The sequence below is a fragment of the Sphingobium sp. SCG-1 genome (assembly GCF_002953135.1).
GTDB lineage: Bacteria > Pseudomonadota > Alphaproteobacteria > Sphingomonadales > Sphingomonadaceae > Sphingobium.
Window position 1 is genome coordinate 370,140 of sequence record NZ_CP026372.1, and the last position, 12,955, is coordinate 383,094.

At 56.7% G+C, this 12,955-nt stretch carries 10 protein-coding genes; 4 read left to right on the forward strand and 6 right to left on the reverse strand.

Translation table 11 applies throughout. The annotated features are described in order from the left end of the window. From C1T17_RS01725 to C1T17_RS01745, 5 genes are read right to left on the reverse strand one after another with little or no spacing between them, the layout of a single operon-like run. Positions 1 to 2,043, reverse strand: coding sequence for a 3-hydroxyacyl-CoA dehydrogenase NAD-binding domain-containing protein (locus tag C1T17_RS01725; protein WP_104951930.1), 2,043 nt, complete (start codon positions 2,041 to 2,043; stop codon positions 1 to 3). 12 nt (positions 2,044 to 2,055) lie between these two features. Beyond that, positions 2,056 to 2,853: an SDR family NAD(P)-dependent oxidoreductase gene (locus tag C1T17_RS01730; RefSeq protein ID WP_104951931.1), complete on the reverse strand. Its 798-nt coding sequence runs from the start codon at positions 2,851 to 2,853 to the stop codon at positions 2,056 to 2,058. Further along, positions 2,850 to 3,626 (reverse strand): SDR family NAD(P)-dependent oxidoreductase, encoded by a 777-nt coding sequence (locus tag C1T17_RS01735; RefSeq protein WP_104951932.1) that lies wholly within the window; start codon positions 3,624 to 3,626, stop codon positions 2,850 to 2,852. The genes C1T17_RS01730 and C1T17_RS01735 overlap by 4 nt, the downstream gene beginning before the upstream one ends. A gap of 17 nt (positions 3,627 to 3,643) precedes the next feature. Next, entirely contained in the window at positions 3,644 to 4,666 is a 1,023-nt protein-coding gene (locus C1T17_RS01740) for a phosphotransferase family protein (RefSeq protein WP_104951933.1), read from the reverse strand. Continuing rightward, positions 4,663 to 5,910: an acyl-CoA dehydrogenase family protein gene (locus tag C1T17_RS01745; protein ID WP_104951934.1), complete on the reverse strand. Its 1,248-nt coding sequence runs from the start codon at positions 5,908 to 5,910 to the stop codon at positions 4,663 to 4,665. The genes C1T17_RS01740 and C1T17_RS01745 overlap by 4 nt, the downstream gene beginning before the upstream one ends. Positions 5,911 to 6,133: 223 nt before the next feature. On the opposite strand from C1T17_RS01745, the gene C1T17_RS01750 reads away from it, so the two are divergent. Continuing rightward, a complete protein-coding gene (locus tag C1T17_RS01750) occupies positions 6,134 to 7,375 on the forward strand; it encodes a TetR/AcrR family transcriptional regulator (RefSeq protein WP_104951935.1) in 1,242 nt (413 codons plus the stop codon). A gap of 113 nt (positions 7,376 to 7,488) precedes the next feature. Then, positions 7,489 to 8,481: an MDR family oxidoreductase gene (locus tag C1T17_RS01755; RefSeq protein WP_104951936.1), complete on the forward strand. Its 993-nt coding sequence runs from the start codon at positions 7,489 to 7,491 to the stop codon at positions 8,479 to 8,481. 70 nt (positions 8,482 to 8,551) lie between these two features. Here the strand turns inward: C1T17_RS01755 and C1T17_RS01760 are convergent, their stop codons facing one another. Continuing rightward, positions 8,552 to 9,331: a class II aldolase/adducin family protein gene (locus C1T17_RS01760; RefSeq protein WP_104951937.1), complete on the reverse strand. Its 780-nt coding sequence runs from the start codon at positions 9,329 to 9,331 to the stop codon at positions 8,552 to 8,554. Positions 9,332 to 9,641: 310 nt separating this feature from the next. On the opposite strand from C1T17_RS01760, the gene C1T17_RS01765 reads away from it, so the two are divergent. Both C1T17_RS01765 and C1T17_RS01770 read left to right on the forward strand, forming a co-directional pair. Next, a complete protein-coding gene (locus C1T17_RS01765) occupies positions 9,642 to 11,888 on the forward strand; it encodes a TonB-dependent receptor (protein ID WP_104951938.1) in 2,247 nt (748 codons plus the stop codon). Positions 11,889 to 11,937: 49 nt separating this feature from the next. After that, positions 11,938 to 12,915 carry an alpha/beta hydrolase gene (locus C1T17_RS01770; protein ID WP_104951939.1) on the forward strand — a complete coding sequence of 326 codons (978 nt, stop codon included), beginning with the start codon at positions 11,938 to 11,940 and terminating at the stop codon, positions 12,913 to 12,915. Positions 12,916 to 12,955 lie beyond the last annotated feature (40 nt).

The following is a 12,955-nucleotide window of genomic DNA, read 5'->3' on the forward strand; positions in this document are numbered from 1 at the left end:
TTATCGAACGTCCGGACGGTCCAACGGCTTACCCTCAGCCGCGCAACGCACGAGAAGGGGCGAGAGACTGAAGGTTTCGCCTAATGCATTTTCGTACTTCTGGAGCGCTGCAACGACATGGCTCAGTCCGACCTGCTCCGCCCAGAACATGGGGCCGCCTTTGTAACGCGGCCAGCCATAACCATAGTTCCAGACCACATCGATATCCGACGCGCGCTGCGCGATCCCTTCTTCCAGGATTTTCGCGCCCTCGTTGACCATCGTGTACAGGGTGCGGGTAACGATTTCCTCGTCCGAAATCTCTCGAGGCGTGATCCCGGACTTTTGCCGGAACTCCTGCACTATTTCGGCAACAACGGGCGATGGTGTGGGCTTCCGTTTCTCGTCATAATCGTAATAGCCGGCTTTTGTCTTTTGACCCCAACGACCCTGCGCACATAGTGCCTCCCGCACATTTTCGATCCGGCTAGCGTCGCGGTGCCAGCCGATGTCGACGCCCGCCAGATCCGCCATCTGGAATGGCCCCATCGGCATGCCGAAAGTGGTGTGAACGCGATCGACCTGTTCCGGCGTAGCACCCTCCAGCAACAGAGCATTGGCATTCTCTTGCCTGGGAATCAGCATTCGGTTGCCTATGAAGCCATAACAAACGCCCGAAACCACCGGCACTTTGCCGATCCTGCGCGCGAGGTCCATGCCCGTTGCCAGCACATCCTGCGCGGTCTCGGCGCCGCGGACGACCTCGACCAGCTTCATGATATTGGCGGGTGAGAAGAAATGCAGCCCCAGCACGTCCTGCGGCCGGGCGGTGGCCGACGCGATTTCGTCAATTGAGAGGTAAGACGTGTTGGAAGCGAGAATAGCGCCTGGCTTCGCGACCTTATCCAGCCGAGCGAAGATCTCTTTCTTCACATCCATATTTTCGTAAACGGCTTCGATAATCAGATCGCAGTCATCGAGCGCCCCAAAGTCGAGCGTGGGGTTCAACAGACCGACGGCCTTTTCAACCTGTTCGGTCGTAAGCCGCCCCTTGGCGGCAGTAGCCTCATAATTCTTGCGGATCAGTCCTGCGCCGCGGTCCAACGCCTCCTGCGCCATTTCAACTATCGTCACAGGTATCCCGGCCGACAGGAAGTTCATTGAAATCCCGCCGCCCATTGTTCCGGCACCAATCACGCCAACCCTTGCAATCGGTCGAAGCTGCACGTCCTTGGACAAGCCTTCGATCTTCGCGGCGGCGCGCTCGGCAAAGAAGACGTGTCGCAACGCTTTGGACTGATCGCCTGTCACCAGGGCAGTAAACAGCGCACGTTCCTTTTCCTGCCCCTTGTCCAGCGGCAGTTCGGCTGCTGCCTTGACTGCTTCGATACAAGCCTTCGGCGCATCGAGGTTCTTGATGGCACGGGCATTGTCGATGGCAAACCGCTCAAAAAGCGCGGGATCTGCCGAGACGTTGCGCTCTCCCGTACGCCGTGGGCCATCAACAGTGCGGGCAAAAGCAAGCGCGTCTGCCGCAAGACTTTCGTCGGTCGACAACTGGTCAATCAAGCCGATCTCTGCGGCTTTTGACCCAAGGATGGGGCTGCCCGTTACGATCATACCCAATGCAGCTTCGACACCCACCAAACGCGGCAGTCGCTGTGTGCCGCCCGCACCGGGCAATATGCCTAGCGTAACTTCCGGCAGACCAAGCTTTGCCTTAGGCGTGGCGATTCGATAATGGCAGCCGAGGGCTACCTCTAATCCACCGCCCAGCGCCATGCCGTGAATTGCCGCCACGACTGGCTTCCTGCTCGCCTCGATCGCGTCCACTACTTGCGGCAGGGAGGGGTGGGCCAATGGCTTGCCGAACTCAGTGATGTCAGCGCCGGCAGAGAATAACTTGCCATTACCCCGAATGACAATTGCCCTCACGCGAGCATCCGACTGCGCTTCATCAACGGCTGCGGCAACAGCTTGCCTCACCCCCGCCCCCAGTGCGTTCACGGGCGCGTTGTCTAGGAGAATTTCAAGGACGTCGTCGTGTAAGTGCGTCTGGATCATGATGCCCTCTCGTTAGAAGGTTGTTTCACCAAGCACGCGGGGCTTGGCAAAAGGGTGGGATGTGGAAAGGCCGCCGTCCACGACCAACGCGTGGCCGTTAACATAACTCGCTTCATCAGAGGCAAGGAAGCCAATAGCGTTTGCAATTTCAACTGGGTCACCGCCGCGCTGCAGTGGGTTGAGCTGACCAATCATATTTTCCCGGTTCTTGGCGCGAGCCAGGTCATAGAGGGCCTGGGTCATTCCCGTCTCGATCAGACCGGGGCAGACGGCATTGACGCGAATGCCGGACCCTGTGAGTTGCTGCGCCGCCGTTTGTACAAGATTGATTACGCCAGCCTTGGCGGCTGAATAAGCTGGACCGCCAGCCCCTGCACGCAAGCCCGCAACGGATGCCGTACAGATAATCGCTCCAGGTCTTTCCGCGGCGAGCATCGCCTTGGCACCATGCTTGATCGCCAGAAATGGACCGATAAGATCGACCCGCAGCAATGTTTCCCAGTCTTCCGCAGTTTGGTCGAATAAGCCCTTCATGCCTCCGCTGATGCCGGCATTCGCGCATATGACATCAAGGCCGCCATGCCGGTCGACGGCAGCGGCGATCATAGCCGTAACGTCTGCCTCGCTACCGGCATCGCCACGCATGACAGTGATGCTGGGGTTTTCCCTGAAAGCGCCCTCTATTTTTTCGTCGAGGTCGACCGCGAGCACGCTCGCGCCTTCCCTGGCGAACAGCTCGGCCGTAGCCAGCCCGATCCCCGAGCCGGCACCCGTCACGAGAATGCTCTTACCGGTAAAGCGCCCGCTCATAAGCTACTCTTGATCGTAGAGCCGCCGTCCACGACGATGCCTTGTCCGGTGACATAAGCCCCACCCTTGGACGCGAGGAACACGGCCGCACCAGCAATTTCGCCCGGTTCGCCAATCCGTTCTAAAGGAGTTGCCCGTTGAAGCGCCGCTTCAGCCTTGGGATCTTCCCACAAAGCGCGCGCGAAATCCGTGCGGATCACGCCCGGAGCAATTGCGTTCACGCGGACATTGTGCTGGCCGAATTCAACCGCCAGGTTTCGGACCATCTGAAAATCGGCTGCCTTGGAGATATTATAAGGTCCGATCACATCGGAACCGATCAGGCCACCGATCGAAGAAACGACGATGATCGATCCATCCCGGCGCTCCACCATCTCTGGGGAGACCATGGTGATGAGCCAGTGGTTGGCGAGCACGTTATTGTCGAAAATCTTCCGAAACTGCTCATCGCTGATACCAGCCATCGGGCCGTAATAGGGATTGGACGCGGCATTGCAGACAAGGATATCAATCTTGCCGAACCGCTGGCGGGTCTCAGCAACCAGGGCTTCAAGCGCCGACTTGTCGGAAATGCTCGCAGCGATAGCGATTGCGCGTTCTTCATTATGCTTAGCGTTGATCGCCGCAGCAACCTCTTCGCAGCTGGGCTGCTTCCGGCTTGAAATCACCACCCGGGCACCGGCATCAGCGTAAGCTTCTGCTATCGCACGGCCGATGCCACGTGTAGATCCGGTGACGATGGCGACTCTGCCCGTCAGATCAAACAAATCCATTCGTTCGCTCCTCTTCCTTATTCGCGGGCACCGGCTCTGCGCGCCTCTTCCCATGCAGCGCGGGCGAGAGGCGTCACCTTTTCAGCCATTTGCGCGGCGCGTTCATTCGATGCATTGCCATCGGCAACCCGCTTTTTAATGCCCTGAAGAATGCCAACGAGCCGAAAAAGGTTGTAGGCGAAATACCAATGCAGATCAGGCAGCCCATCACGCCCAGTAGCCGCGCAATAGCGCGTGACAGCATCGTCCAGTGTCGGAAGGCCGCCGGCAGCCAAATCAACGCCCCCCAATCCCGATCGTCCATCACGGGGCATGGACCAATTCATGGCAAAGTAGGCGAAGTCTGCGATCGGATCACCAATTGTGGCGAGTTCCCAGTCGAGCACCGCACCGACCCGCGGGGATGTTGACGTGAATATCAGGTTGTCGATGCGGTAGTCGCCGTGGATGATCGACGTTCTGGATTGTTCGGGGGCCGTGCGGGGCAGCCATTCAATCAGACGTTCCAATTCGGGAATGTCGTCCGTTTGAGCCGTGCGATATTGGGTGGTCCAGCGTTCAACCTGCCTGGCGATATAGTTTCCCGGTCGTCCGAAATCGCCCAGCCCCACAGTCTCGTAATCGACGGTGTGAAGCGCCGCCAGCGTGTCAATCATCTCGTCATAATAAGCTCGCCGATCTGCCGTCGGTACTTCAGGCAAAGTTCCGTCCTGACAATTGCGGCCCTCGACCATTTCCATCAGATAGAATGCCGAACCGATCACGCTGACATCCTCGCAAAGAGCCAAGGGGCGAGGGACGGGGAAGCCAGTGGGATGTAGGGCCGTTAGCAGGTGGTATTCGCGCTCGATCGCATGAGCTGAGGGCAGCAATTTTCCGAACGGCTTGCGGCGCAAGACATATGCTCCGGCGTCGCCGTCTACTCTGTAGGTGGGATTGGACTGACCGTGCGTAAACTTTTCCAGCCGCAGTAAATTGGTAAAGCCGGGAACTGCCTCGCACATCCAATGGGCAAGCGCGGTCAGATCCAAGTCGCTCACCGACTGATGTCCCGGTAGCGACCGAACTCTGCACGTGCGATCGACCGTTCATGCACTTCATCGGGACCATCCGCCAAGCGCAACGTGCGGACATGCGCCCAGTCCGCTGCCAGTGCGAAGTCGCCCGACACGCCGCCGCCGCCAAAGGCCTGCACGGCGTCGTCGATGATACGTAGCGCCATTTGCGGAGCCTGTACTTTTATCATGGCGATTTCATTACGGGCAGCCTTGTTGCCAGCCCGATCCATCAAATCCGCTGCCTTCAGGCATAAGAGGCGCGTCATTTCGATGTCGATGCGTGCGCGGGCGATTCTCTCCTCCCACACCGAATGATCCGCGATACGCTTGCCAAACGCGGTGCGCGAAATGAGCCGCCTCGTCATGGCTTCCAGCGCCTCTTCGGCTGCTCCAATGGTGCGCATACAATGGTGAATGCGCCCCGGCCCCAGTCGCCCTTGCGCAATCTCAAATCCACGTCCTTCGCCAAGGAGCATGTTTTCGATAGGAACGCGAACATCCGTCAGGGTGATCTCACCATGTCCGTGCGGCGCATGATCGTAACCGTACACAGAAAGCATGCGCTCAATCTTCACGCCTGGCGTGTCCAGATCGATCAGTATCATGGCTTGCTGACGGTGCGGCTCGGCATCGGGATTCGTTTTCCCCATGACGATCGCCACCTTACAGCGCGGATCGCCAGCACCCGACGACCACCATTTCCGGCCATTTACAACATAATGATCCCCGTCACGACGGATCGACGTGCGAATGTTAGTCGCGTCTGAGGATGCGACCTCTGGCTCCGTCATCAGGAAAGCGGACCGGATTTCTCCTTCCATCAACGGCTTCAGCCAGCGATCCTTCTGTGCTCGCGTACCGTAGCGATGGAGAACCTCCATATTGCCGGTGTCGGGTGCGGAGCAGTTGAAAACTTCCGATGCCCAAGCGATCCGCCCCATCTCTTCGGCGCAAAGGGCGTATTCAAGGTTGGTGAGGCGTTCACCCGTGAAGGTGAAGCCGTCCTCGGCGCTCCTGCTTTCCCCGGCCGGAGGCATGAACAGGTTCCAGAGACCAGCGGCTTTCGCTTTGGGCTTTAGGGCTTCGATCGTCCGCGACGGGTTCCATCGATTGCTGGGGTCAAACTCGTTCGCATAGTCGCTAACGCGGGCGCGTACCTCATCGTTGATAAACTCTCGCACGCGCGTCTGGAAGTGCTGTTCGCGACTGGAAAACGAAAAATCCATGCGCCTTACTTCCTCTATCCTACATACTGCTGATTCGAATTATTATAGTTCATAATCCTTCGCGCATACAAAAATGTCCAGAACAAAACGATGTCAGCGTAAATTTGCGTCCTTTTCATAGAAGGCATATATCGGTATGGAGGAGCCGACAGAATGAATATTCAAATTTAGGATTTGCGCGCGGCCTTGATACCGTTGGTCCGCTAGGGAGAAAGCAGCAAGGGTGTCCATACAACCACGCCTCGATCATCTGGATGGTCCCGGAGCGCGTTCTGCACGGTATGAGAAGCAGCGGGCGCGGATCGTCGATGCGGCCGTGACTTTGGTCAATGATAAAGGCGTGGGAGGCATGACGCTTCAGCAGGTTGCGCAGGCGCTCGATCTGACCACCACCAGCGTCACTTATTATTACCGTTATAAGGAGCAGCTTGCTGCCGCCGTGTTCGAAGACACGTTGCATCGCTTGGCCACGATGGTTCGGGATGCTGCGAAGGAAGCTTCGCCGCGGGCACGTGTTGCCAGCTATGTCCAATCCTATTTCGATCAGTTCGCGCGGGTGATGAGAGGGGAAGATCGGCCGCTTGCGATCCTTTCCGAAATTCGGACGCTGGAGGAACGGACTCGGCGACCCTTGATCGAACAGTATCAAAATATATTCCGCGATGTGCGTAGCCTGTTCGGCAACGTCGATACTCCAGAGCGCAAACGTCTCTATTCTGCGCGGGCGCAGCTCCTTAATGAGGCCCTATTCTGGTCCGCAATGTGGTTGCGACGGTATCCATTAGGCGATTTGCCCAATATTCGTCGTCGGATGTTAGACGTTCTCGAGAATGGAATTGCCGGGCCGAACGCGTCATGGCCGATGGAAGTAATTGATCCGGACGCTGATGTACCAGACGACGCCAAGCATGAATTTCTACGTGTCGCGAACCGCCTCATCAACGACATCGGCTACAAGGGCGCCTCTGTCGATCGGATTGTGGGCGAATTGAAGATTACGAAAGGCAGCTTCTATCATCATCTTGACGCAAAGGATGACCTGATCCTGGAATGCTATCAAAACGACTATCGTCGGTTGGGGCGGCTTCAGTTGCTGATTAGAGGGTTGGGAGGGCCAGTAGCGCGCAAGCTGGCCAGTGGGATCGCCTCTGTACTGAACCTCCAGTTCGATGGCGTGCATCCGCTCTTAAGGACCACTGCACTTCAAGCCATGCCAAAAGTAGTTCGTGTGGCGGCGATAGAACGTTTCGACCGTAGCGCTCTCTGGCTTTCGGGACTGCTGGTCGACGGCATGGCGGATCGTTCCATTCGTTTGGTAGATCCCATGATAGCCGCGAACATCATCATCTCCACGATCAATTCCGCATATGACCTTCGGAGTTGGGCAAGGCAGCAAACGCGTGACGAAGCGATCGACATCTACGCTGGTGTGCTGATGCGGGGGCTACTGGACCATGATCGCTAATCGAGTGGCATCCAAGACCCCGCGATTGACGGGAATGCGGCTGCTTCGCGATTTCCGCCAAGTGCAAAACGATTTTTGAACAGACCTAACGTTTCAGGCGGAGTGAGGACAATATGGACGGCAGCTTTTCAGCAATAATGATCGACAAGAATGATGTGGGTCAAACTGTCGAAATTCGTCAGATAAGTGAAGCAGAACTGCCCGAGGGTAACGTGCTGATCGATGTTGAATTTTCGACGCTCAACTTCAAAGACGGTCTCGCAGTTACGGGTAAAGTGCCGGTAGTTCGTAAGTACCCCATGGTTCCCGGCATCGACCTGGCTGGAACAGTGAAGGAATCGAGCCATCCGGAATGGCATGTAGGCGATAAGGTTGTCTTGAACGGCTGGGGTGTTGGGGAAGCGCACTGGGGAGGTCTGGCTCAAAAGGCGCGGCTTGACGGCGACTGGCTTGTGCCCCTGCCGGCTGCATTCACATCACGGCAAGCCATGATCCTGGGAACGGCTGGATATACAGCAGCCCTTTGCGTGAACGCATTGGTTGAAGGCGGCCTCACGCCTGACAAAGGTGAGGTACTCGTCACTGGAGCGACTGGCGGCGTCGGAAGCGTGGCAATCGCGCTGCTGCGTAAAGCTGGCTTCACGGTTGTAGCCGCCACCGGCAAGGCGGCTGAAAGTGACTATCTAAAAGATCTGGGTGCATCAGCAACCATTGATCGCGCCGAACTTCTAGACGCCGGAAAAGCGATGCAGATGGAACGGTGGTCTGGCGTCGTTGATACTCTTGGCGGTCGTGCGCTTGTAAATGCCTGCGCCCAGACGCGTTATGGTGGCATCGTAGCCGCATGTGGCCTTGCCGCCGGAAGCGACTTTCCGGCTACCGTCATGCCTTTCATTCTTCGAAGCGTTCGTCTGCAGGGTGTTGATAGCGTCATGGCGCCCAAGGCAGCACGGCTGGCCGCATGGAAACGGCTTGCGGACGATATGCCGATCACGACGTTGGAGAAAATCGCCATCGACATCGGTCTGGATGATGTCGTTGCAGCTGCCGAAGCACTAATGAATGCGGCGGTGCGTGGGCGCTACGTCGTGAATGTTAATGCATAGCTTCGATTTCCCGATCTCGTCATTTATACCACCCCAGGTGAGGTGAGTGACGAGACACCCTACTCAATCTTTAATTGCGGAAGCTGGGATCGAGCCTGTCGAGCTTCCGCAATAGCGCTGGCCAAGCCAAGCTTTGAGCGAGCGCACCCATGCCTTCCGGACGTGACTGCAGCTTTACCTTATCCGCGACACCTTGGTGAGGGTTGTTCAGCCCATTGGGGCCTGCGGCTAACATCATCACCTGGGCCTCGCACGCACGCTCAAGGAAATACATGCGCAGAAAGGCTTGCGCCACGGTCGCTCCAATCGTCAGTGTTCCGTGGTTGCGCAGGATCATCGAGTTTTTCTCTCCCAAGTCGGCGACCAGGCGCTCACGTTCGTCGAGGTCAGTCGCGATACCTTCGAAATCATGGTAGGCCACGTCATGATGCGCAATCATGGCAGTCTGCGTGTGGGGCAGCAATCCGCAGGCCATTGCCGAAACGGCCTGCCCATGCGGGGTGTGCAGATGCAGCACCGCCCCTGCATCCGCGCGGCCAGCATGGATCGCAGAATGTATGACAAATCCGGCTTGGTTCACGGGTGCCGGCGTGTCGTCCACCTTGTTGCCGTTTATGTCGATCTTCACCAACGATGACGCAGTAATTTCCTCGAACATATGCGTATAAGGATTTATCAAAAAGTGATGCTCTGGGCCGGGAATTCGAGCCGAGAGATGGGTGAAGATAAGGTCATCCCAACCATATAGCGCCACCAGCCGGTAAGCTGCGGCGAGATCAACCCGCAATGCCCACTCTTCCTCCGGAATCTGCTGCCGGATTTTGGGCGAACCTTCCAATGTAGTAGCCATGATCCTTCTCCTAAGTTGATTGGAGATATCCTAAAGCATTTGGAAAGAATGCCATATAGTTGTCACTTATAATCCATCTTTAGAGCTGAAGATGAGGCAGTGGTGGAAGCAGTGATAGTAAAGGCGCATGTAACAATGCATATTTCCGCTTTACCCTCTATATGTCTCTCGTTTGTTCTATACGCTCTCAACAGTTGGTTGACTTCTCGCTCCTGAATAGAGGTTGATAGAGCTCTGGTTGAGGGAACTTGATCATGAATAAAAACAGGGCGTGGATCCAACTATAAGGTATCCGCGAAGGGGAGGATATATGATGAAGTTCCGGACGAACGTGCCGCTGTTCGCGTCTGCTGCGACCCTATTGATATGTTCGGGGTCGGCGGTTGCCCAAACCGGGAATGAGGCGGGCTCGCGACCTGAGGCTCAGCCATACTCCGCTATTGAAGACATCATAGTCACAGCGCGCCGCAGGGCGGAGTCGTTGCAGGATGCGCCTGTTACCGTGACCGCTTTTAGCGGTGCAGACTTGCAGCAGAAGGGTATCACCGATGTTGCGCGGCTTGCTCAATTAACTCCGGGAATCAACTTCGACGCGTTCCCCAAGACAGCGCCACGTATATGGTTCCGCGGCGTGGGCGGCGGCGGCAACAGTGCAGGCGGCGATCCATCGTCAGTCGCCTTTTTCGATGGTGTGTATCTAGCTCGACCGGCGATGCTCGGCATCGATTTTTATGACCTGGAGCAGGTTGAGGTTCTTAAAGGGCCACAAGGGACGCTTTGGGGGAAAAACGTCGTTGCAGGAGCCGTGAATTTCATCACGGCCAAGCCTACCGATACGCTGGAGTCTTCCGCGCAACTCACCTTCGGAGAATATGGTCAGTTAAACGGCAATTTGATGATAAATAGCCCTATTGCAGACGGGATTGCTGCACGGCTGGTAATTGGCGCAGAATCGAATGACGGTTATCGACGTACGTTCGACGGTCGTCCTCTCGATGACGAGAACAAGCTCAGTGCCCGGTTGCATGTTCGCGCCGAACTGGGACCCGATACCTGGCTGCTCCTCTCGGGCGACATCTCCGATCAGAATTTGTCCGATACTTCGCGCTTCAATCTATTTCGGCAGCCTTTCACTCCGGGAAAGGGCTATGCCGATCTAGACCAGCCGCTTCGTGCCAATCCGGATCGTCTTGGCTTTAACACGTCAAAGACCGGCGGCGCGCGTATCGAACTGTCTACCGACTCACTGGGATTTGCCAACTGGACTACGACTGCAGCATGGCGGACGCTCGACTTTGACTATGAGAACGATCTCGACGGCACTGATGCGGCTACCAACGCCGCAATCGGTGTGCCGGTAAGCGGCTTGCAAACATTTCAGCGGGAATGGGCAGATTCCTATTCAGTTGAGACCCGCTTGACCTCCCAAGGTGCTGGGCCGCTAAAATGGGTCGCAGGCCTCTATTACAATCACGATGACATCCACAGGGAGCGGGAGACACAGCAGTCTGCAACGCCTACTACGATCAACCGCTTCTTCGGCGACTCGACGAACGACAGCTACGCAGCGTTTGGCGAAGCAGAATACGGCTTTGACTTCGGGCTGAAGCTACTTGCTGGCGGACGATATACGAAGGAGAAAAAGTCATTTAGCGCGAAGCGTTTGACGGGTCCGATTGCCGCGCCAGTGACGGCATATGATACTGCGGCGTCTCCTGGCATATACGACGATGGCGTATTCACCTACCGTCTAGGCGCTAACTGGCGCTTCAACGAAAATATCTTTGCATTTGGAACCATCTCCACAGGGTTCAAGGCGGGAGCGTTCCAGGAGCAACCGAGTAGCGCTGCTTTAGCCAGGGTTCCCACTGATCCGGAAAAAGGGACGAACTATGAAGTCGGCGTGAAAACCGACTGGCTCGACCGCCGGGTGCGTGCGAACGTTTCAGGCTTCATAATGAAATATCGCGACTTTCAAACGGCAAAGGTGGTGCCTGATTTAAGCCAAGGCCTCACCGGAACGCGAGTCACCGTCGACACTGGCGACGCAACAATCAAGGGCATCGAGACCGAAGTGGTCGTGGCACCGGCACCTTGGTTCGATGCTACCGTGAGATACACCTATATCGAGCCGTTCTTTACCAGATTTATCCAGACATCCTCATTTCGTGCCGATGGAACGCCCGTCTCAACTGATGGCGCAGGCAACCGCCTGAGCCGGACCCCGCAACACGCCGTTGTTGCCGACATCGGAGTGCAAACGCCGGAAGATGCTGACTGGGGCTGGCTACGTGCGCAAGTGACAATGGATTATCAGAGCGATGTTTTCGATAACAACATCAATGATTTCAAGGAATACCGAAAGCCCCGGACACTGTGGGATGCAAGTGTCACCTACCACTTCGATGAACGCTTTTCTGTAAAGCTATGGGGCCGCAACCTTACAAACAAGACCTATCGCATTTGGCAGACCAACAATGATGCAGCACGGTATCACATGGTGCAATATGGCGCACCGCGTCAGCTGGGCGTCACGTTGAATGCGGCTCTGCGCTAAAGGTAAAAGTGCCCGTACCAGATCTGCTGGTCAGTTGGAGTAGCGAAGAATGCAAATTTCACCTGCTCCAACAGGCGATCTGGTAGGGAAGCCATCGGTCGAGGCGCATCCCGACTTGGCAGCGGTCCGCATCATGCTGCGCAATGCGAACCTGCTTCCTCCGACGAGCGGTGATGTTCATGCGGTGCGGGATTATCTAAACCGCATGAATGGTCTGACGGGCGCCGACAGCGTGGCGCTTGCGCAGGAGCAGATACTGTACCTCACCGTCAATGGACGGAATGTACCGTGCAAGCTTTATTGGCCCGACAAAGCGCGTCGGCCGCCACTGATGTTCTATTGTCATGGCGGCGGCTTTCGTCACGGTGAACTTGCCGGCTGGGATGCGCCGCTTCGTCAGATCGTGCGCGATAGCGGAACTGCAGTTCTGTCGATCGGTTACGCGCTTTCGCCCGAGTACAAGTTTCCGACAGCATTTAACGAGGTCGTGGAGGTCATGCGCCGCATCATTGCGGATGGCGCTGTGGATGGTTTGGAGGTCGGCAGCTTTGCCGCGGGCGGAGACTCTGCCGGGGCGAATCTGGTCCTGGCTTCGACAATAGCCTTACGGGAGGCTCGTATCAGCGTCTTTCGCCACTTGATGTTGCTCTATGGTGTCTACTCCAAGAATCTCGCAAGTCCCTCCTGGCAGCGGCTTAGTGGCTACGGAGGGCATGGTCTGTCGTCTGCTTCAATGCGGACCTACTGGGAAAGCTACCTCACGCAGGACGAAGCCGATTGGCGCGTACAGCCGCTGTATGCTGATCTTGCAGGGTTGCCGCCTGCCAGGATCACCGTTGGCGATATGGACCCGCTACTTGACGAGAACATTGCGCTCGCCGAGAAGTTGAAGGCGGCCGGCTGCGTCGTTCAACTGACCGTTTTGCCGAAAATCATTCATGGCGTGGTGCGGTTTAATGAGGTGGCCCCCGTCATAAAGGAAATGCTTCGAGTCGAAGCTGACGCCTTGCGGCATGCTCTTGCCTGATTTCCTTTCCGTTATCGCCACCTCTCACGCAGGACTGTTG

Excerpts from the sequence above, each read along its gene's own strand:
- C1T17_RS01725 (WP_104951930.1), bottom strand. The coding sequence starts at position 2,043 with ATGATCCAGACGCACTTACACGACGACGTCCTTGAAATTCTCCTAGAC.
- C1T17_RS01730 (WP_104951931.1), bottom strand. The coding sequence starts at position 2,853 with ATGAGCGGGCGCTTTACCGGTAAGAGCATTCTCGTGACGGGTGCCGGC.
- C1T17_RS01735 (WP_104951932.1), bottom strand. The coding sequence starts at position 3,626 with ATGGATTTGTTTGATCTGACGGGCAGAGTCGCCATCGTCACCGGATCT.
- C1T17_RS01745 (WP_104951934.1), bottom strand. The coding sequence starts at position 5,910 with ATGGATTTTTCGTTTTCCAGTCGCGAACAGCACTTCCAGACGCGCGTG.
- C1T17_RS01755 (WP_104951936.1), top strand. The coding sequence starts at position 7,489 with ATGGACGGCAGCTTTTCAGCAATAATGATCGACAAGAATGATGTGGGT.
- C1T17_RS01760 (WP_104951937.1), bottom strand. The coding sequence starts at position 9,331 with ATGGCTACTACATTGGAAGGTTCGCCCAAAATCCGGCAGCAGATTCCG.
- C1T17_RS01765 (WP_104951938.1), top strand. The coding sequence starts at position 9,642 with ATGATGAAGTTCCGGACGAACGTGCCGCTGTTCGCGTCTGCTGCGACC.
- C1T17_RS01770 (WP_104951939.1), top strand. The coding sequence starts at position 11,938 with ATGCAAATTTCACCTGCTCCAACAGGCGATCTGGTAGGGAAGCCATCG.